The sequence below is a fragment of the Pseudomonas sp. NFACC41-3 genome, assembly GCF_900109505.1.
Classification (GTDB): domain Bacteria; phylum Pseudomonadota; class Gammaproteobacteria; order Pseudomonadales; family Pseudomonadaceae; genus Aquipseudomonas; species Aquipseudomonas chlororaphis.
Window position 1 is genome coordinate 483,434 of sequence record NZ_FOAE01000001.1, and the last position, 19,479, is coordinate 502,912.

General features: G+C 61.9%; 15 protein-coding genes. 11 read left to right on the forward strand and 4 right to left on the reverse strand.

Going from position 1 to position 19,479, the window contains the following annotated elements; genetic code table 11:
• The first annotated feature begins 80 nt into the window (after positions 1-80).
• Together rlmM and tusA are read left to right on the forward strand one after the other, a co-directional pair.
• Positions 81-1,154, forward strand: a complete 1,074-nt coding sequence (rlmM, locus tag BMY68_RS02195) for a 23S rRNA (cytidine(2498)-2'-O)-methyltransferase RlmM (RefSeq protein WP_085530295.1) — start codon at positions 81-83, stop codon at positions 1,152-1,154.
• Positions 1,155-1,233: 79 nt separating this feature from the next.
• Positions 1,234-1,485: a sulfurtransferase TusA gene (tusA, locus tag BMY68_RS02200; RefSeq protein ID WP_038580637.1), complete on the forward strand. Its 252-nt coding sequence runs from the start codon at positions 1,234-1,236 to the stop codon at positions 1,483-1,485.
• Here the strand turns inward: tusA and BMY68_RS02205 are convergent.
• Positions 1,482-2,888, reverse strand: coding sequence for an MATE family efflux transporter (locus BMY68_RS02205; RefSeq protein ID WP_085530296.1), 1,407 nt, complete (start codon positions 2,886-2,888; stop codon positions 1,482-1,484). The genes tusA and BMY68_RS02205 overlap by 4 nt on opposite strands.
• Positions 2,889-3,067: 179 nt before the next feature.
• On the opposite strand from BMY68_RS02205, the gene pdxB reads away from it, so the two are divergent.
• Positions 3,068-4,213 (forward strand): 4-phosphoerythronate dehydrogenase PdxB, encoded by a 1,146-nt coding sequence (gene pdxB, locus BMY68_RS02210; RefSeq protein WP_085530297.1) that lies wholly within the window; start codon positions 3,068-3,070, stop codon positions 4,211-4,213.
• A 98-nt stretch (positions 4,214-4,311) separates the two neighbouring features.
• Here pdxB and BMY68_RS02215 read toward each other — a convergent pair whose 3' ends face one another.
• Entirely contained in the window at positions 4,312-4,491 is a 180-nt protein-coding gene (locus BMY68_RS02215; RefSeq protein WP_007921326.1) for a PA1571 family protein, read from the reverse strand.
• Between the two features lie 362 nt (positions 4,492-4,853).
• Here BMY68_RS02215 and BMY68_RS02220 point away from each other — a divergent pair, with 362 nt between their 5' ends.
• Entirely contained in the window at positions 4,854-6,629 is a 1,776-nt protein-coding gene (locus BMY68_RS02220; protein WP_175534802.1) for an ABC transporter transmembrane domain-containing protein, read from the forward strand.
• Positions 6,630-6,690: 61 nt separating this feature from the next.
• Here BMY68_RS02220 and BMY68_RS02225 read toward each other — a convergent pair whose 3' ends face one another.
• On the reverse strand, positions 6,691-8,619 hold the full coding sequence (locus tag BMY68_RS02225) for a transglycosylase SLT domain-containing protein (protein WP_062823101.1): 1,929 nt from the start codon (positions 8,617-8,619) through the stop codon (positions 6,691-6,693).
• A 213-nt stretch (positions 8,620-8,832) separates the two neighbouring features.
• Here BMY68_RS02225 and BMY68_RS02230 point away from each other — a divergent pair, with 213 nt between their 5' ends.
• Entirely contained in the window at positions 8,833-10,752 is a 1,920-nt protein-coding gene (locus BMY68_RS02230; protein ID WP_007921321.1) for an ATP-binding cassette domain-containing protein, read from the forward strand.
• Positions 10,753-10,836: 84 nt separating this feature from the next.
• Here the strand turns inward: BMY68_RS02230 and BMY68_RS02235 are convergent, their stop codons facing one another.
• Positions 10,837-11,274, reverse strand: coding sequence for a universal stress protein (locus tag BMY68_RS02235; protein ID WP_007921319.1), 438 nt, complete (start codon positions 11,272-11,274; stop codon positions 10,837-10,839).
• 104 nt (positions 11,275-11,378) lie between these two features.
• Between BMY68_RS02235 and BMY68_RS02240 the strand changes: the two genes are divergently transcribed.
• The 6 genes from BMY68_RS02240 to BMY68_RS02270 all read left to right on the forward strand — a co-directional run bounded on the left by BMY68_RS02240 (position 11,379) and on the right by BMY68_RS02270 (position 19,456).
• Complete coding sequence (locus tag BMY68_RS02240) at positions 11,379-11,816, forward strand: hypothetical protein (RefSeq protein WP_085530298.1); 438 nt, start codon at positions 11,379-11,381, stop codon at positions 11,814-11,816.
• A gap of 567 nt (positions 11,817-12,383) precedes the next feature.
• Positions 12,384-14,531, forward strand: coding sequence for a fatty acid oxidation complex subunit alpha FadB (gene fadB / locus BMY68_RS02250; RefSeq protein WP_009042975.1), 2,148 nt, complete (start codon positions 12,384-12,386; stop codon positions 14,529-14,531).
• A gap of 29 nt (positions 14,532-14,560) precedes the next feature.
• Positions 14,561-15,736: an acetyl-CoA C-acyltransferase FadA gene (fadA, locus tag BMY68_RS02255; RefSeq protein WP_007921313.1), complete on the forward strand. Its 1,176-nt coding sequence runs from the start codon at positions 14,561-14,563 to the stop codon at positions 15,734-15,736.
• Positions 15,737-15,824: 88 nt separating this feature from the next.
• Positions 15,825-16,061 (forward strand): DUF1653 domain-containing protein, encoded by a 237-nt coding sequence (locus tag BMY68_RS02260; protein ID WP_007921312.1) that lies wholly within the window; start codon positions 15,825-15,827, stop codon positions 16,059-16,061.
• A gap of 114 nt (positions 16,062-16,175) precedes the next feature.
• Positions 16,176-18,788: a type I DNA topoisomerase gene (topA, locus tag BMY68_RS02265; protein WP_007921310.1), complete on the forward strand. Its 2,613-nt coding sequence runs from the start codon at positions 16,176-16,178 to the stop codon at positions 18,786-18,788.
• Between the two features lie 143 nt (positions 18,789-18,931).
• A complete protein-coding gene (locus tag BMY68_RS02270; RefSeq protein ID WP_007921306.1) occupies positions 18,932-19,456 on the forward strand; it encodes a DUF6586 family protein in 525 nt (174 codons plus the stop codon).
• Positions 19,457-19,479 lie beyond the last annotated feature (23 nt).

Here is a 19,479-nt window from a genome sequence, read left to right on the forward strand (position 1 = left end):
GCGCCGGTTTTCGTGACAGGCTTTGCGCGCACTTCGGGCAGGTTTGCGCATGATTCATTGCCCATTGCCCAGGAGATTCGATGAACACCCTCTTTATGCACTGCCGGCCGGGCTTCGAAGGCGAAGTCTGTTCCGAGATCGCCGACCATGCCGCGCGCCTGAACGTGGCCGGGTACGCCAAGGCCAAGCCGAGCACCGCCTGTGCCGAGTTTGTGTGCAGCGAAGAAGACGGCGCCGAGCGCCTGATGCGCGAGCTGCGTTTCGCCGAGCTGATCTTCCCGCGGCAATGGGCGCGGGGCGTCTTCGTCGATCTACCGGAAACCGACCGCATCAGCGTGATCCTGGCCCATCTGGCGAGCTTCCCGGCCTGCGGCAGCCTGTGGCTGGAAGTGGTGGATACCAATGACGGCAAGGAGCTGTCGAACTTCTGCAAAAAATTCGAAGCACCGCTGCGCAAGGCCCTGACGGCGGCCGGCAAGCTGGTGGACGATGCCGGCAAGCCGCGCTTGCTGCTGACCTTCAAAAGCGGCCGCGAGGTGTTTGTCGGCCTGGCGGATGCCGGCAATTCGGCCATGTGGCCGATGGGCATTCCGCGCTTGAAGTTCCCTCGTGAAGCGCCCAGCCGCTCGACCCTGAAACTGGAGGAGGCCTGGCACCACTTCATTCCTCGCGATCAGTGGGACGAGCGCCTGCACGGCGACATGACCGGCGTCGACCTGGGCGCGGCCCCGGGTGGCTGGACCTGGCAACTGGTCAACCGCGGCATGCTGGTCACCGCTGTCGACAACGGGCCGATGGCCGAAAGCCTGATGGACACCGGCCTGGTGCAGCACCTGATGGCCGACGGTTTCACCTTCAAGCCCAAGCAGCCGGTGGACTGGATGGTCTGCGACATCGTCGAGAAACCGGCGCGCAACGCCGCCTTGCTGGAAACCTGGATCGGCGAGGGGCACTGCCGCGAAGCGGTGGTCAACCTGAAGCTGCCGATGAAGCAGCGTTACGCGGAAGTGAAGCGTTTGCTCGAGCGGATCGAAGACGGCTTCAAGGCCCGTGGCATTCGTGTAGCCATTGGCTGCAAGCAGCTGTACCACGACCGCGAAGAAGTGACCTGCCACCTGCGCCGGCTGGATGAAAAGAAGCCCAAGGCCCGTTGATCGTGGTTGCGGCGCAATGCCACAGATAGCGTCGATGCCGGCATTGCGCGACAATGCCGGCCAGTTTCAGGAGTGAGTTATGAGTCAAATCATCGATACGCCGGTCGACGGCACGCTGGATGCCACCGGGCTCAATTGCCCGGAGCCGGTCATGATGCTGCACCAGCATATTCGTGACCTGCAGCCCGGCGGCCTGCTCAAGGTGATCGCCACCGATCCCTCGACCCGCCGCGACATCCCCAAGTTCTGCGTGTTCCTCGACCATGAGCTGGTTGCTCAGCAGGAAGAGGCCGGCACCTATCTGTACTGGATTCGCAAGAAGTCCGATTAAGCCGCCGCCCGGCTGATGCGGATCCGCTTGCGCGCGCTGCGCGCCAGGCGGATCGATAGCATCAGCGCCGCGCAACTCAGGCCGGCGATCAAGCCTTCCCACAGCCCGCTCGGGCCGCTGGCAGGGCCGAACCAGTCGGTCAACCCCAGCACATAACCCACCGGCAAACCGATGCCCCAGTAGGCGAGCAGCGTCAGGACCATGGTCACCCGAGTGTCCTGGTAGCCACGCAGCGCGCCGGCGCAGATCACCTGGATCGCGTCGGAGAACTGGTAGAGCGCGGCATACACGATCAGCATCGCCGCCACCTGGATCACCGCGGTGTCCGGGGTGTAGATCGAGGCGATGGACTCGCGCAGCAGCAGGATCAGGCTCGCGGAGAACAGGGCGAAGGCCAGCGCCGCGCCCAGGCCGACGCCGGCGGCGAAGCGCGCCTGATGCGGGTTGCCGGCGCCCAGGGCCTGGCCGACCCGCACCGTGACCGCCATGCCCAGGGAATACGGAATCATGAACAGCAGGGAGCTGATGTTGAGGGCGATCTGGTGCCCGGCCACCACCGTGGCGCCGAGGCTGCCGATCAGCAGGGCGATCACCGCGAAGATGCTCGATTCGGCGAACACCGCGATGCCGATCGGCAGGCCGACGCTCAGCAAACGCTTGATCACCGCCCATTGCGGCCAGTCGAAACGCTTGAACAGCTGGCTGCTCTGGTAGGCCGGGGCCCAGCGGGTCCAGCCCGCCATGGCCAGCATCATCGCCCACATCACGATGGCCGTGGCCCAGCCGCAACCGACGCCGCCCATGGCCGGCACGCCGAAGTGGCCATAAATGAACACGTAGTTGATGGGGATGTTCAGGGCCAGGCCGAACAGGCCGATGACCATGCTTGGCCGGGTGCGGCCCAGGGCATCGCTGCAGCAACGCAGCACGTAATACAGCGCCACCGCCGGCAGGCCGCTGGCAATGCCGTGCAGGTATTCCATGCAGGGGCCGATCAGCGTCGGGTCGACCTTCATCAGGTGCAGCACCGGCTCGGCACTGATCAGAATCAGGCTGGCGCTCAGGCCGACCGCCAGGGCCAGCCACAGCGCCTGGCGCACGATCGGGCCGATCTCGCCATAGGTGCCGGCGCCGACCCGCTGAGCCACCTTGGGCGTGGTGGCCAGCAGGGTGCCGGTCATCAACAGGAACACCGGGATCCAGATTGAGTTACCCAGCGCCACCGCCGCCAGGTCCCGTGGGCTGACCCGTCCGGCCATCACTGCATCGACGAAGCCCATGGCCGTGGTCGCCAGTTGCGCGATCATGATCGGCAAGGCCAGGGCCAGCAGGCTGCGCAGTTCAAGGCGCACCCGGGCCGGGCGGTTGAGGGAAGTGGCAGGAGTATCGGTCAAGGAATTCACAGGCGAAGCGTCCACAGGGTTGATGCGCAGGGCGGCGTATTCTACGCATTGACGGATAAGTCAGGAAAAAACCTCTGTTGTCGATTTGTAAGTGCTGGCGGCGGTTGACGGAGTGGATTGCTCGCTGGCCCCAAACGGCCTTCTACGCCTAAACTGCGGCTCCGCGAAAGGAGCCTGCCATGCTGATTGTTGCCGACGAAAATATTCCCCTGCTCGATGCCTTTTTTGCCGGCTTCGGCGAGATCCGCCGTTTCCCGGGGCGGGCTATCGACCGCGCCGCCATCGAGGACGCCGATGTGCTGCTGGTGCGTTCGGTGACCCAGGTCAGCCGCGCCCTGCTCGAGGGCAGCCAGGTGCGGTTTGTCGGGACCTGCACCATTGGCACCGACCATTTGGACCTCGAGTATTTCCAGGAGGCGGGCATCCGCTGGTCCAGTGCGCCGGGCTGTAATGCGCGCGGGGTGGTCGACTATGTGCTGGGCAGCCTGCTGACCCTGGCGGAAATCGAATGCGCCGACCTGACGCAACGCACTTACGGCGTGGTGGGCGCGGGCGAGGTCGGTGGACGGCTGATCGAAGTGCTGCGCGGCCTGGGCTGGAAGGTCCTGGTCTGCGACCCGCCACGGCAGGTGGCGGAAGGTGGCGACTACGTCAGCCTGGAACAGATCCTCGCCCAGTGCGATGTCATCAGCCTGCACACCCCCTTGACCAAGGCCGGCGAGCTATCGACCTGGCACCTGCTGGACAAGCAGCGCCTGCGGCAACTGCGCCCCGGCGCCTGGCTGATCAACGCCAGCCGTGGCGCGGTGGTGGATAACACTGCCCTGCGTGAAGTGCTGCTCGAGCGTGAAGACCTGCAGGCGGTGCTGGATGTCTGGGAGGGCGAGCCCCAGGTCGACGTGGCCCTGGCCGACCTGTGCGTACTGGCCACGCCGCACATCGCCGGTTACAGCCTCGATGGCCGGCAGCGTGGGACGGCGCAGATCTATCAGGCACTCTGCGATGACCTTGGGCAGCCGCAAGCGATTCATTTGCGCGACCTGCTGCCCCGGCCATGGTTGTCGGAGGTGAGCCTCGATGCCCATAGCGACCCGGCCTGGTCCCTGGCGATGATCTGCCGAGCGGTCTACGACCCGCGGCGCGACGATGCGGATTTCCGCCGCAGCCTGGTGGGCAGCGTGGCCGAGCAGCGCGCGGCCTTCGATGCGTTGCGCAAGGGTTATCCGCCGCGCCGTGAAATCGACGGGTTGGCCGTGCGCATCCAGGGCGAAGCGCCAGGCTTGCAGCAGATCGTCTCGGCCTTGGGCGCGGTGTCGGTTCGCTGAAGGCTCGAGCCCAGTCGTTTGTGACGGGGCGACAAGGAATCCGGCAGGCATAAAAAACCCGGCTTCAGGGCCGGGTCAAGAGGACGTGAGGCTATGTGTCAATCTTGCTGCGCAGGCTTGACCAGTCGCTTTTCCAGTTCGCGGCAGGCGTTCTGGATCATGTCTTCGGTGATCGGTACTTCGCGACCCTGAGCGTCGATGATGGCGCATCCCAGAGACTGGTCGGGGTGGGTACGAATCACTTCAATCTTGTCATTGCTGCTGTTTTGCAAGGACATGGCCTGTCTCCTCATCAGGTTGTGCGCTTACTTTAAAACCGCCAGGTGACCAAGCTGTGACAACTCCCTGCAAGGTCCCACTACGGCGTTTTCTATCCGGGGCGTCCTCAGTCCAACAGAAATGTCTGTGGACTTCCACTCGGACCTTAGACCAATAGCATCTAGGCTCTAGTGTTGGCGGACATAATTAACCTGACTCATTTTGATTTACCTAAGTTCCAGGAAATGCAGGTTCCAGGAAATGCAGGTTCCAAGAAACAGGCTCCAGGAAAATCGGTTCCGACAAACAGGGCTCAACCTCATCGCCTTGCTGGATCACGCGGCGGTGAATGGGGCGGGGCCGTTCCCAGGTGTGCTCCCGGATGAACTTCATGCTTTCTTCGCGTCAACGCCGGGCGATTCGCCTGGCCAGTCGTTTCATCGCGCCTTATCGCTGGCAGGCCCTGGGGGCGTTGCTGGCGCTGGTGGTGACCGCGGGCATCACCTTGTCCATGGGGCAGGGCATCCGCCTGTTGGTGGACCGGGGCTTCATGACCGGGTCGCCGGATTTGCTCAACCAGTCCATCGGCCTGTTTCTGTTATTGGTGCTGGGGCTGGCGGTGGGGACGTTCGTGCGTTTCTACTTGGTGTCGTGGATTGGCGAGCGTTGCGTGGCGGACATCCGTCGGCAGGTGTTCAACCATCTGATCTACCTGCACCCGGGCTTCTATGAGAACAATCGCAGCTCGGAGATCCAGTCGCGGCTGACCGCCGACACCACCTTGCTGCAATCGGTGATCGGCTCGTCGCTCTCACTGTTTTTGCGTAATGCGCTGATGGTCATCGGCGGCATCGTGCTGCTGTTTGTCACTAACCCCAAGCTCACTAGCATCGTGGTGATCGCCTTGCCCCTGGTGCTGGTGCCGATCCTGATTTTCGGCCGCCGGGTGCGCAGCCTGTCGCGCTTGAGCCAGGACCGTATCGCCGATGTCGGCAGCTACGTGGCGGAAACCCTGGGCCAGATCAAGACCGTCCAGGCCTATAACCACCAGCCCCAGGATGAGCAACGTTTTGCCCAGACGGTGGAAGAGGCGTTCAATACCGCGCGCCGGCGTATCGTCCAGCGCGCCTGGCTGATCACCCTGGTGATCGTGCTGGTGCTGGGGGCGGTCGGGGTGATGCTCTGGGTCGGCGGCATGGATGTGATCGCCGGGCGCATTTCCAGTGGCGAGCTGGCGGCCTTTGTCTTCTATAGCCTGATCGTCGGCAGTGCCTTCGGCACCCTGAGCGAGGTGATCGGCGAGCTGCAACGGGCCGCCGGCGCGGCGGAGCGGATTGCCGAATTGCTGCGTTCGGAAAACCTGATCCAGCCGCCGAGCGACGGCCCGGCCAGCTTGCCCGAGCGGGTTCGGGGCGAGCTGGTGCTGGAGAACTTGCGCTTCTCTTATCCGTCGCGTCCGGACAGTTACGCCGTCGATGGCTTGAGCCTGACTATCCACGAGGGGGAAACCCTGGCGCTGGTCGGGCCGTCGGGGGCGGGCAAGTCGACCCTCTACGATCTGCTGCTGCGCTTCTACGACCCGGAGCAGGGACGGATCCTGCTCGATGGCGTGCCCTTGACCCAGCTCGACCCGCAGGATGTGCGGCGCTGTTTTGCCCTGGTGTCGCAAAGCCCGGCGCTGTTCTTCGGCAGCATCGAGGAGAACATTCGTTATGGCAAACCCTCGGCCACCCCGGAGCAGGTCAGGGAGGCGGCAAGGATCGCCTACGCCCATGACTTCATCGAGAACATGCCCGAGGGTTACCGGACCCATCTCGGCGACGCGGGGCTGGGACTGTCCGGCGGCCAGCGCCAGCGCCTGGCGATTGCCCGGGCGCTACTGGTGGATGCGCCGATCTTATTGCTGGATGAAGCCACCAGCGCCCTGGATGCCCAGAGCGAGCATTTGATCCAGCAAGCCTTGCCGAGCCTGATGAAGAATCGCACCACCCTGGTGATCGCCCATCGCCTGGCCACGGTGAAAAACGCCGACCGCATCGCGGTGATGGATCAGGGCCGGCTGGTGGCGGTGGGCACCCACCAGGAGCTGATCGCCAGCAATCCGCTGTATGCGCGCCTGGCGGCCTTGCAGTTCAGCGATGGCCAGTCTGTGTCCTGACCTTGCGCTGGAAACGAAAATGCCCGCATCGCTGCGGGCATTTTTTATGAGGCGTTATCGCTTACTGATCGTCGAAATACCGCTCATGCCAATCCACCAGTGGCTGTGGCGAATTGAGCTTCTGGCCGTAGATCACCGAATAGGACAGCACGTTCTGCACATACTGGCGGGTTTCGTCGAACGGAATGCTTTCCACCCAGACGTCGAAGCTCAGGTGGTCGGCGCCACGGAGCCATTGGCGCACGCGTCCGGGGCCGGCGTTGTAGGCGGCGGAGGCGAGCACCCGGTTGCCGTTGAACTGGCTGTGTACCTGGCTCAGGTAGGCGGCGCCGAGCTGGATGTTCTTGTCCGGGTTCAGCACTTGCTGCGGCGAGGCCAGCGGGATGCTGAACTTGCGTGCGGTTTCCTTCGCGGTGCCGGGCATCAGTTGCATCAGACCGGCCGCGCCGACGCCCGAACGAGCGTCGTCCATGAACGCGCTTTCCTGGCGGGTGATCGCGAAGATCCAGCTCGAGTGCAGGCCACGGACCTTGGCTTCGCGCACCAGGGTGTCGCGGTGGGCCATCGGGAAGCGGATGTCCAGGTCGTCCCAGTACTTCGCTTGGCTGATGGTGCGAATGGCCGGGAAGTACCATTTCAGGTCATAGGCCAGCTTGGCCTGGGCGACCATTTCGTCACGGTTGAAATGACGGCTGACGTGGTACCACTCACGCCGGCCATCGACGATCTGGCCACGGGCATGAAACTCCAGGGCGCGCCGCACGCCGGGCGTATTGCGCACCTTGTTGATCACCTGCTGGCTGAGCGCCAGCGGTTTGTTGTTCAGCTGATAAGGCAACTGGGTACGGTCGGCCGCGAGGAAACCATAGAAATCGCGCTCGTTGGCCAAGCCTTTGTAGAGGGTCTGGGCCTGGGGGTTCTGCGGTTCGGCCAGTTCCAGGCTGCGCGCTTGCCAGTAGCGCCAGCGGTTGGTGGTCGCCAGATCCTGGGGCAGCTTGCGGGTCAGCTGGTAGGCATCTTCCCAGCGAGCCAGGCGCAACAGCAGGCGCAGGCGCCATTCGGAAACGGTGTTGTCGCGCAGCTCGGGATCGTATTTGGTCATCACTTCAAGGCCACGGCTGTCGAAGCGCCGCGCCAGGGTCAGGCCGATTTCCCGGGCGATCGCCACTTTTTCGTCACGGGAGAAGTGCATGCTGCTGGCATAACCGTCGAGCAGGGCCATGGCCCTGTCCGGATCCTGGCGGGCCAGGCGGCGCAGACCCAGGCCAACCACGTCGGACATGGCTTCGCTGGCCGGAGTGAAGCGCGACGGCTGGCTGAGCAGTTCGGGCTTCTGGGCAACGTCTACTAGCAGCCGACCCTGAGGGGCGAGGGTGGTCATGCTTTTGACCAGGCTATTGGCCAGCGGATAGTTGCGGGCCTCGGCAGCCAGTTTGGCGCGCTGCCAGCGCTTCTGTTCGGTCAACTGGCCTTCGGCGGCCCACTGGGCGAACAGCGCGTCGCAGGTGGCGGGCAGGGACTTGCCGCTGAGCCAGAGCTTGTCGGTGGCGGCGTAACCTTCGGCCTTGAGGTTGTGGCCCAGCTGGTATTGCGCGTTCAGGCAGTCCAGCTCGGTGAAGTTGAGTTTGGGGTCGTAATACTTGACGAAGGTGGCCCAGTCGCCGCGTTCGGCCAGCCAGCGCAACCAGCGCAGTTTCATCCAGTTGGCCTGGGGCAGGTCGCCGTGTTCACGGAGAAACTTTTCGATCTCGGCGTTGCTGGCGGTCTTTAGTCGGGCGGTCAGTTCGTCATAGGCCAGATAGGGCTCGAGCGGGTAGTCGGCCAGGACCTGGCTGTAGCGGAAATACGGGCCGGAGTCGCCCTTGGCCAGGGCGCGTTTGGCTTCATCGTAATATTGACGCTGGAGTGAGAGGTCTGCGGCCTGAGCGGTGTGCACGGCAGAGGCAGAAAGAAGCAGGCAGGATAAAAGACTGAAAAGGCGACTGCGCATGAGACATCCGGGCAGAGAAATCATGACAAGTGCCGACAATGCCAACACTGATTATTCCCTAGCTTAGCCTTTTGCCAGCAGCGGGTGAAAGCTTTGCCGGCCTCTTGTCGCCAGTTCGCTGCAAATGTTGTTCAGGGTGCTTCAGGAATGAAAATGCCGGCCTTCTGAGGCCTCAACTCAGGTAGAATGCGCGCCCGGTTTTTGGAGAAGCTCATGACCCTGCTCAAATTCAGCGATGTGTCCCTTGCGTTCGGCGCTATGCCGTTGTTGGACAAGGTGTCCTGGCAGATCGCCCGTGGTGAGCGGGTGTGCATCATCGGCCGTAACGGCACTGGCAAATCCAGCATGCTGAAGCTGGTCAAGGGCGATCAGAAGCCCGACGACGGTTCCGTATGGCGCGCACCCGGTCTGAAAATCGGCGAATTGCCGCAGGAATTGCCAGTGGCCGACGAGCGGACGGTGTTCGACGTGGTCGCCCAGGGCCTCGATGGCGTTGGCGAATTGCTGGCGCAGTATCACCACCTGAGCCAGAACATTGTCACCGATGCCGATCTGGAAAAGCTCATGCACGTCCAGCACGACCTCGAAGCCCGTGACGGCTGGCGCTTGCAGACCCTGGTGGACAGCACCCTGAGCCGCCTGCAGTTGCCGGCCGACAAGACCCTCGCCGAGTTGTCCGGTGGCTGGCGTCGTCGGGTCCTGCTGGCCCAGGCCCTGGTGTCCGAACCGGACCTGCTGCTGCTCGACGAACCGACCAACCACCTGGATATCGGCGCCATCGCCTGGCTGGAAGAAGCCCTGAAGGACTTCCAGGGCGCCGTCCTCTTTATTACCCACGACCGTTCCTTCCTGCAGAACCTGGCGACCCGGATTCTGGAGTTGGACCGTGGTGGGCTGATCGACTGGAACGGCGACTACGCCAGCTTCCTGGTGCACAAGGAGGCCGTGCTGGCGGCTGAAGAGACGGCCAACGCGCTGTTCGACAAGCGCCTGGCCCAGGAAGAAGTCTGGATTCGCCAAGGCATCAAGGCTCGCCGTACCCGTAACGAAGGCCGCGTACGCGCCCTCAAGGCCCTGCGTGTCGAGCGCAGCGAGCGTCGCGAGCGTACCGGCAAGGCCAATATCCAGCTGGAAACCGCCGACAAGTCCGGCAAGCAGGTCATGGTGCTCGAAGACGTGAGCTTCGCTCATCCGGGCGGTCCGTTCCTGGTCAAGAATTTCTCCATGGTCCTGCAGCGCGGCGACCGTATCGGCCTGCTCGGCGCCAACGGTACCGGCAAGACCACGCTGCTCAAACTGATGCTGGGCGGCCTGGTGCCGAGCAGCGGCAAGGTCGAGGAGGGCACGCGTATCGACGTGGCCTACTTCGACCAGTTGCGTCACCAGCTGGACCTGGAAAAGACCGTGATCGACAACGTCGCCGAAGGTCGCGACTTTATCGATATCGATGGCCAGAGCCGCCACGTGCTCAGCTACCTGGGGGATTTCCTGTTCAGCCCGCAGCGTGCCCGCACGCCGGTCAAGGCGCTGTCCGGTGGCGAGCGTGCTCGCTTGTTGCTGGCCAAGCTGTTCAGCAAACCGGCCAACCTGCTGGTGCTCGACGAACCGACCAACGACCTGGACGTGGAAACCCTCGAGCTGCTGGAAGAAGTGTTGCTGACCTTCCAGGGCACCGTGCTGATGGTCAGCCACGACCGGGCATTCCTCGATAACGTGGTGACCAGCACCCTGGTGTTCGAAGGTGAAGGCAAGGTTCGCGAATACGTCGGTGGTTATCAGGATTGGTTGCGCCAAGGCGGTTCGCCACGCCTGCTGGGCGTGACCGAGAACAAGTCGGGCAAGGCCGAGCTGAACTCGGCGGTGGTTGCGCCTGTGGCGGCGGCACCTGCCGCGGCACAGGAAGCGCCTGCGGCCAAGAAGAAGCTCAGCTACAAGTTGCAGCGCGAGCTCGAGGCGTTGCCTGGCCAGATCGAAGCCATGGAGCAGCAGATCGCCACCGTGGAAGCGGAAATGGCCGACGCTGGCTTCTATCAGCGTCCTGCGGCCGAGACCACGGCGGTTATCGCTCAACTGGAACAGCTCAATGCTGAACTGGATGTGATGGTCGAGCGCTGGGCCGAGCTGGATGCCTGAGTGACCTGGCGGCAATAAAAAAGCCCGACATTCATGTCGGGCTTTTTGCAGGGCCGGTGCGGGCGGAGCATTCCGCCGGCGGGCTCAGCGTTTGACCAGGTGCACGGCCAGCACGTCGCAAGGGGCGCCGTGCAGCACGTCGTTGGCGGTCGAGCCCAGCAGCAGCGCCAGGCCGTGCCGGCCATGGCTGCCGACCACGATCAGGTCGCATTCCTGTTCCTTGGCCAGATGATGGATTTCCTGGCGTGGCTGGCCATAGGTCAGGTGGCTGTATTCCTTGGACAGCTCAGGGTATTTGGTGATGAGGCGATCGAGGCGTTCCTTGGCCTGGTCGAACTGCTGCTGTTGCAATTGGGACAGGTCCATCGGTACGTCGCCGCCGAACGCCATGGCCATCGGCTCGACGATATGCACCAGGGACAATTTGGCGCTGTTGCTGACCGACAGCTCGCGAGCCCGGTGGATAACAGGATCGCACTCTTCGGTTAGATCTACGGCGACCAGAATATGGTGGTAGGGCATGAGGTGCTCCTCCTGAGGATTGCAATAGCTTCAAGTATGGCTGGTTTCAAGCGGATTGGTTCCGACCTGGATCAATCGGCTCATCAAGAATCGGGAGTACAGATATGACGGTCTGGATAGTGGTGTCAATCCTCGCGGTGGTGTTGAGCCCGCTGGCATGGCTGCGCCCGTCGCGCCGCCAGAGCGGGCAGATCGCCCTGCGCATGGAGGCGCGCCGCATGGGCCTGGGCATGCAACTGGCGCCTCAGGAGTGGCCCCACTGGATGGATCCGCAGCCTCCAAGCCCCTGTGCGCAATACCATCGGCCGCGGCGCGGCACACAACCGGCCTGCTGGGCCTACTGGCAAAGTGCGCCGGGCGTGTGGGTCAACCAATGGCGGGAAGTCTGTGAGGATCCTGCTTTGCTCGAGCACTTTCGCACACTGCCGGCCAACGTGTTCAAGGTCGAGGCCGACCGGCAGATGATCGTCTTGTATTGGGGCGAACGTGGCGAAGTCAGTGTTTTGCAAGACATTGCCGCAGTGCTCAAGGCGCTGGCGTGAAGCATGACCTACGCTGCAATGGCACAGGTTATTGAAAAGCAGGCAATAAAAAGCCCGACAAGGTCGGGCTGGGTTGGCCAGGCAGGCCGGTAAATCCTTTCTGATCCCCAGGTTCTGAGCGGCGGGGATGAGAGTTGTCGCTGATCTTACGCCTGGTTTTCGGCCAGGCATCCATATTTTTGCTCCAGGATCATGCCAGCGTAGCCGCGAATCGGTTATGGGGGCCACGCATTAGGGCGACTTTTCTAAAGATTGATTCTATGAATGTCCTCAGATGAGCCAGCTTGTTGATGGTGCGTGCCCGTCTGGAATGACTAAGAAGTCGCGTTTTAAACAACCTTTTGGGCGATTGACAATTGTCGGATTTTGCCTGAATGTGGCGTACCCAAATCAAACGGGCGTATGAATTGAGCGTTTGTATTACCAGACGGCTCTTCCAGAATCCCGACTATCGCGTTGGCGGGTGTGCCTGGCGGATTGGCGTAGCATCGATGGAAACGTCGTTGCCGAGTCAGAAGTTAGCGTCCGACGTGTACTGTTCAGCTTCCATATCGTGGAGATCAGTTGATGATTTACGAAGGTAAAGCCATCACGGTTAAGGCTCTTGAAAGTGGCATCGTCGAATTGAATTTCGACCTCAAGGGTGAGTCCGTCAACAAGTTCAACCGTCTTACCCTGAACGAATTGCGTTCGGCCGTGGACGCCATCAAGGCAGATGCGTCGGTCAAGGGTGTGATCGTCAGCAGTGGCAAGGACGTCTTCATCGTCGGCGCCGACATCACCGAATTTGTCGACAACTTCAAGCTGCCGGATGCAGAGCTTGTCGCAGGCAACCTCGAAGCCAACAAGATTTTCAGCGATTTCGAAGACCTCAACGTTCCGACCGTTGCCGCGATCAATGGCATCGCGCTGGGCGGCGGTCTGGAAATGTGCCTGGCAGCTGACTATCGCGTCATGTCCTCCAGCGCCAAGATCGGCCTGCCGGAAGTCAAGCTGGGCATCTACCCGGGCTTCGGCGGTACCGTTCGCCTGCCACGCATCATCGGTGCCGACAACGCCATCGAATGGATTGCCGCCGGCAAGGAAAACCGTGCTGAAGACGCACTGAAAGTCGGTGCGGTCGACGCTGTCGTCGCTCCGGAAAAACTGCATGAAGCGGCCCTGGCCACCGTCAAGCGCGCCATCTCCGGCGAGTTCGACTACAAGGCCAAGCGTCAGCCGAAGCTGGAAAAGCTCAAGCTCAACGCCATCGAACAGATGATGTCCTTCGAAACTGCCAAGGGTTTTGTCGCCGGCCAGGCTGGCCCGAACTACCCGGCGCCGGTCGAAGCCATCAAGACCATCCAGAAAGCCGCCAACTTCGGTCGTGACAAGGCGCTGGAAGTCGAGGCAACAGGCTTCGTCAAACTGGCCAAGACCTCTGCTGCGCAGAGCCTGATCGGCCTGTTCCTGAATGACCAGGAACTGAAGAAAAAGGCCAAGGCCTACGACGAAATCGCCCAGGACGTGAAGCAGGCCGCCGTACTCGGCGCCGGCATCATGGGTGGCGGTATCGCCTACCAGTCGGCGTCCAAGGGCACGCCGATCCTGATGAAAGACATCAACGAGCACGGTATCGAGCAAGGCCTGGCGGAAGCCGCCAAGCTGCTGGTCGGCCGTGTCGATAAAGGTCGCATGACCGCGGCGAAGATGGCCGAAGTGCTCAACGGCATTCGCCCAACGCTGTCCTACGGTGACTTCGGCCACGTCGACCTGGTGGTCGAAGCGGTCGTCGAGAATCCTAAGGTCAAGCAAGCGGTTCTGGCCGAAGTCGAAGACCAGGTCAAGGAGGACACCATCCTCGCTTCGAACACCTCGACCATTTCCATCAGCCTGCTGGCCAAGGCCCTCAAGCGTCCGGAAAACTTCGTCGGCATGCACTTCTTCAACCCGGTGCACATGATGCCGCTGGTCGAAGTCATCCGTGGCGAGAAGTCCAGCGAGCTGGCCGTGGCCACCACCGTTGCCTACGCCAAGAAAATGGGCAAGAACCCGATCGTGGTCAACGACTGCCCGGGCTTCCTGGTCAACCGCGTGCTGTTCCCGTACTTCGGCGGTTTCGCCAAGCTGGTCAGCGCCGGCGTGGACTTCGTGCGCATCGACAAGGTCATGGAAAAATTCGGCTGGCCGATGGGCCCGGCGTACCTGATGGACGTGGTCGGTATCGACACCGGTCACCACGGTCGTGACGTGATGGCCGAAGGTTTCCCGGATCGCATGAAAGACGACCGCCGTTCGGCTATCGATGTGCTCTACGAAGCCAAGCGCCTGGGCCAGAAGAACGGCAAGGGTTTCTACGCCTACGAGGCCGACAAGAAAGGCAAGCAGAAGAAGGTGGCCGACCCGTCGGTGCTGGAAGTGCTCAAGCCTATTGTGTACGAGCAGCGTGAAGTCACTGACGAGGATATCGTCAACTGGATGATGATCCCGCTGTGCCTGGAAACCGTTCGTTGCCTGGAAGACGGCATCGTCGAAACCGCGGCCGAAGCCGACATGGGCCTGGTGTACGGTATTGGTTTCCCTCCATTCCGTGGCGGCGCGCTGCGCTACATCGACTCGATCGGTGTTGCCGAGTTCGTTGCCCTGGCCGACCAGTACGCCGATCTGGGCGCGCTGTACCACCCGACCGCGAAGCTGCGCGAGATGGCCAAGAACGGCCAGAGCTTCTTCGGTTAAGCGCCCCCTACTAGAGCGAGAGTGAATATATGAGCTTGAATCCTAGAGACGTCGTGATTGTCGACTTCGGTCGTACTCCGATGGGCCGCTCCAAGGGCGGCATGCACCGCAATACCCGCGCCGAAGACATGTCGGCGCACCTGATCAGCAAATTGCTGGAACGCAACGCCAAGGTCGATCCGGCGGAAGTCGAGGACGTGATCTGGGGCTGTGTGAACCAGACCCTGGAGCAGGGCTGGAACATCGCGCGCATGGCGTCGCTGATGACCCAGATCCCGCACACCTCGGCCGGCCAGACCGTCAGCCGTCTGTGTGGCTCGTCGATGAGCGCGCTGCACACCGCCGCGCAGGCGATCATGACCGGCAACGGTGACGTCTTCGTGGTGGGTGGCGTCGAGCATATGGGCCACGTGAGCATGATGCATGGCGTCGACCCGAACCCGCACATGTCCCTGTACGCGGCGAAAGCCTCGGGCATGATGGGCCTGACCGCCGAGATGCTCGGCAAGATGCACGGCATTACCCGTGAGCAACAGGATGCCTTCGGCCTGCGCTCCCACCAGCTCGCCCACAAGGCGACCGTGGAAGGCAAGTTCAAGGACGAAATCATCCCGATGCAAGGTTACGACGAGAATGGTTTCCTGAAACTGTTCGACTACGACGAAACCATTCGTCCCGAGACCACCCTGGAAAGCCTGGCGGCCCTCAAGCCGGCCTTCAATCCAAAGGGCGGCACCGTGACGGCCGGTACTTCGTCGCAGATCACCGACGGTGCTTCGTGCATGATCGTGATGTCGGCGCAGCGTGCCCAGGACCTGGGTATCCAGCCGCTGGCGGTGATTCGCTCGATGGCGGTGGCGGGTGTGGATCCGGCGATCATGGGCTATGGTCCAGTACCGGCCACGCAGAAAGCACTGAAGCGCGCGGGCCTGGGAATTGCCGATATCGACTTCTTCGAGCTCAACGAAGCTTTCGCGGCGCAGGCTCTGCCGGTGCTGAAAGATTTGAAAGTGCTCGACAAGATGAACGAGAAGGTTAACCTGCACGGCGGCGCGATCGCCCTGGGTCACCCATTCGGCTGTTCCGGTGCGCGTATCTCCGGCACCTTGCTCAATGTCATGAAGCAGAATGGCGGCACCTTTGGCGTGTCCACCATGTGCATTGGCCTTGGCCAGGGCATTGCCACCGTCTTCGAACGCGTTTAAGCGTTGCGTTGATGGAAGCCGGGGCCCAGTGCCCCGGTTTTTGTTTTTCTGAAGATTTATATTTTTTATTTTGCACGAGGGCCAGAACATGCAATTACAACCCGGGCTCTATCAGCATTACAAGGGACCGCAGTACCGCGTTTTCAGCGTGGCGCGGCATTCCGAGACGGAAGAGGAAGTAGTGTTCTATCAAGCCCTGTATGGCGATTACGGCTTTTGGGTGCGCCCCTTGAGCATGTTCCTGGAGTCGGTCGAGGTTGACGGCGAGCAGGTGCCACGCTTTGCTTTGGTGCAGGCCGAACCCAGTCTTTTTTCGCAGCCTTAAGCTGAGGTCGCGCAGTACCCTGCGCTTGACCTCACCTTGTTGCCACTATATATAGCGGTGCCGCGTCAGGCGCCAACCGCCTCTCACTTCTCGAATTCAGGAATTTTCCGATCCATGGGCAAATCGCTGGTCATTGTGGAATCCCCGGCTAAGGCCAAGACCATCAACAAGTACTTGGGTAACCAATACGTGGTGAAGTCGAGTATCGGCCATATCCGAGACCTGCCCACCAGTGGTTCGGCGAGCGCCGCCAAAGAGCCTGCCGCCAAGCGTGGCAAGGCGGCTGCTGGTGAAGCACCGGCGCTGTCGGCCAAGGAGAAGGCGCGCAAGCAGCTGGTCTCGCGCATGGGAGTCGATCCGGACCACGGCTGGAAAGCCAAGTACGAGATCCTTCCAGGCAAGGAAAAAGTCATCGAAGAGCTGCGCCGGCTCGCCAAGGATGCCGACACCATCTATCTCGCAACGGACTTGGACCGCGAAGGGGAGGCCATTGCCTGGCACCTGCGGGAAGCCATTGGTGGGGATGACAGCCGCTACAAGCGCGTGGTGTTCAACGAAATCACCAAGAAGGCGATCCAGGAAGCCTTCTCCCAGCCGGGCGAGCTGGATATCGATCGGGTCAACGCCCAGCAGGCGCGTCGCTTCCTCGACCGCGTGGTGGGTTACATGGTTTCGCCGTTGCTGTGGGCGAAAATCGCCCGTGGCCTGTCTGCCGGTCGTGTGCAATCGGTGGCGGTGAAGCTGGTGGTGGAGCGCGAGCGCGAAATTCGTGCCTTCATCCCTGAAGAATACTGGGAAGTTCACGCCGACCTCGGCACCGCCAAGGGCGCCAATGTGCGCTTCGAAGTGGCCCGGGAAAACGGCGAGGCCTTCAAGCCGCTGAACGAAGCCCAGGCCATGGCGGCGCTGGAGAAGCTCAAGGCGTCGACCTACACCATCGCCAAGCGCGAAGACAAACCGACCAGCAGCAAGCCGTCGGCCCCGTTCATTACTTCCACCCTGCAGCAGGCCGCGAGCAACCGCCTGGGCTTCGGGGTGAAGAAAACCATGATGATGGCCCAGCGTCTGTATGAAGCCGGCTACATCACCTATATGCGTACCGACTCGACCAACCTCTCGGCTGATGCCCTGACGATGGCGCGGACCTATATCGAAGAAGAGTTCGGCAACAAATACCTGCCGTCCTCGCCGAACTTCTACAGCAGCAAGGAAGGGGCCCAGGAGGCGCACGAAGCGATTCGTCCGTCCGATGTGAACACCCATCCAAGCAAGCTGTCGGGCATGGAACGTGACGCCGAGCGGCTCTACGAGCTGATCTGGCGCCAGTTCGTGGCCTGCCAGATGCTGCCGGCACAATACCTGTCGACCACCGTCAGTGTCGCCGCTGGTGGCTTCGAGCTGCGTGCCAAGGGCCGCATCCTCAAGTTCGACGGTTACACCCGGGTCATGCCGCAGATGAGCAAGCCGGGCGACGACGATGTCCTGCCGGACATGGCGCAGGGCGATGTGCTGAAGTTGATCAAGCTCGACCCGAGCCAGCACTTCACCAAGCCGCCGGCGCGTTACTCCGAAGCCAGCCTGGTCAAGGAAATGGAAAAACGTGGCATCGGTCGTCCTTCGACCTATGCGGCGATCATTTCCACGATTCAGGACCGTGGCTACGTGGCGCTGCACAACCGTCGTTTCTATTCGGAAAAGATGGGCGACATCGTCACCGAGCGTCTGTCCGAGAGCTTCTCCAACCTGATGGACTACGGCTTCACCGCCGGCATGGAAGAGCACCTCGATGACGTGGCCCAGGGCGAGCGTGACTGGAAAAACGTCCTCGACGAGTTCTACGGCGACTTCAAGAAGAAGCTCGAAGTGGCCGAAGGCAGCGACAGCGGTATGCGCGCCAACCAGCCGGTGATGACCGATATCCCGTGCCTCACCTGTGGTCGCCCGATGCAGATTCGCACCGCGTCGACTGGTGTATTCCTCGGCTGTTCGGGTTACAGCCTGCCGCCGAAAGAACGCTGCAAGGCTACCGTCAACCTGGTGCCGGGCGATGAGATCGCCGCGGACGACGAGGGTGAATCCGAGTCGCTGGTACTGCGCGGCAAGCACCGTTGCCCGATCTGCAGCACGGCGATGGACGCCTATCTGCTGGACGAGAAACGCAAGCTGCACATCTGCGGTAACAACCCGGATTGCGCGGGCTATGAGATCGAAGAGGGCAGCTACCGCATCAAGGGTTACGAAGGTCCGAGCCTGGAATGCGACAAGTGCGGCAGCGAGATGCAGCTCAAGACCGGCCGTTTCGGCAAGTTCTTCGGGTGCACCAACCCGACCTGCAAGAACACCCGCAAGCTGCTCAAGAGCGGTGACGCGGCACCACCGAAGATGGATCCGGTGAAGATGCCCGAGCTGAAATGCGAGAAGGTCAACGACACCTACATCCTGCGCGACGGGGCATCGGGTCTGTTCCTGGCGGCCAGCCAGTTCCCGAAAAACCGTGAAACCCGCGCACCGCTGGTGCTCGAGCTGATCCCGCACAAGGACGAGATCGATCCGAAGTATCACTTCCTCTGCGAAGCGCCGAAGAAGGACCCGGACGGTCGCCCGGCGGTGATCCGCTATAGCCGCAAGACCAAGGAGCAATACGTGCAGACCGAAGTCGACGGCAAGCCGACCGGCTGGCGTGCGTTCTACGACGGCGGTAGCTGGAAGGTCGAAGACAAGCGTTAAGGTCCGCATCGGACGCTTCTGAAAAGGCCGCGTAAACCTCTCAAGGGTACGCGGCCTTTCTTTTGGGCTTGCGGTGGGCTGGAGTGTTCCACGACACTGTACGGCCAGCCTGCTGTTATCTATTCGTTGTGGAGATTGCCGTCATGGCCCACGAACTCTATACCCGCACCAACCAGAAAATTTACTTCGCCGGTCTGTCGCTGGAAGCCTTGGCGCGAGCCGAAGCGGGCGGGGCAATGAATGCTCAGGCGCTGGTGCAGGCGGGACGAGAGTCAGTGTTGTTTCACCTGTATGGCGCGCTGCTTGGCTTGTGCCATGAAATCGCCGGCTTCTATCGCCTCCCACAGGCCAATGCGCCCCGCGCGGAGCTGCTGCTCACCCGTGAGGTGCTGGAAAGTATCGCCATCCCCGAGCTGGCCGAGCTGGTGGAACTGGCCCATAACCCGGAGACCTGGCTGGCGAAGCTGCTGGCTGCCCATTCGGCGATGTTCCAGCCACCGCGGGTGCCGCATAAACCCAAGGGCGATGTCACCCAGCCGTTGATTGTCGCAGTGAACCTCGATGAAGAAGAGCAGGCACCGCAACTGAGCCGGGAAGAGCTGGAGCAATGGCGTCAGAACCTCAAGGCTTTGGCGATTCGCTTCCGTGACGGCCTGAATGAGTGTTGAGCCGCCGCTAGCGGATATCTTCG

Coding starts and splice junctions, on each gene's coding strand:
- BMY68_RS02240 (WP_085530298.1), top strand. CDS start 11,379: ATGACGGTCTGGATAGTGGTGTCAATCCTCGCGGTGGTGTTGAGCCCG.
- BMY68_RS02260 (WP_007921312.1), top strand. CDS start 15,825: ATGCAATTACAACCCGGGCTCTATCAGCATTACAAGGGACCGCAGTAC.
- BMY68_RS02225 (WP_062823101.1), bottom strand. CDS start 8,619: ATGCGCAGTCGCCTTTTCAGTCTTTTATCCTGCCTGCTTCTTTCTGCC.
- BMY68_RS02270 (WP_007921306.1), top strand. CDS start 18,932: ATGGCCCACGAACTCTATACCCGCACCAACCAGAAAATTTACTTCGCC.
- BMY68_RS02215 (WP_007921326.1), bottom strand. CDS start 4,491: ATGTCCTTGCAAAACAGCAGCAATGACAAGATTGAAGTGATTCGTACC.
- fadA (WP_007921313.1), top strand. CDS start 14,561: ATGAGCTTGAATCCTAGAGACGTCGTGATTGTCGACTTCGGTCGTACT.
- tusA (WP_038580637.1), top strand. CDS start 1,234: ATGAGTCAAATCATCGATACGCCGGTCGACGGCACGCTGGATGCCACC.
- fadB (WP_009042975.1), top strand. CDS start 12,384: ATGATTTACGAAGGTAAAGCCATCACGGTTAAGGCTCTTGAAAGTGGC.
- BMY68_RS02220 (WP_175534802.1), top strand. CDS start 4,854: ATGAACTTCATGCTTTCTTCGCGTCAACGCCGGGCGATTCGCCTGGCC.
- BMY68_RS02230 (WP_007921321.1), top strand. CDS start 8,833: ATGACCCTGCTCAAATTCAGCGATGTGTCCCTTGCGTTCGGCGCTATG.
- rlmM (WP_085530295.1), top strand. CDS start 81: ATGAACACCCTCTTTATGCACTGCCGGCCGGGCTTCGAAGGCGAAGTC.
- pdxB (WP_085530297.1), top strand. CDS start 3,068: ATGCTGATTGTTGCCGACGAAAATATTCCCCTGCTCGATGCCTTTTTT.
- topA (WP_007921310.1), top strand. CDS start 16,176: ATGGGCAAATCGCTGGTCATTGTGGAATCCCCGGCTAAGGCCAAGACC.
- BMY68_RS02235 (WP_007921319.1), bottom strand. CDS start 11,274: ATGCCCTACCACCATATTCTGGTCGCCGTAGATCTAACCGAAGAGTGC.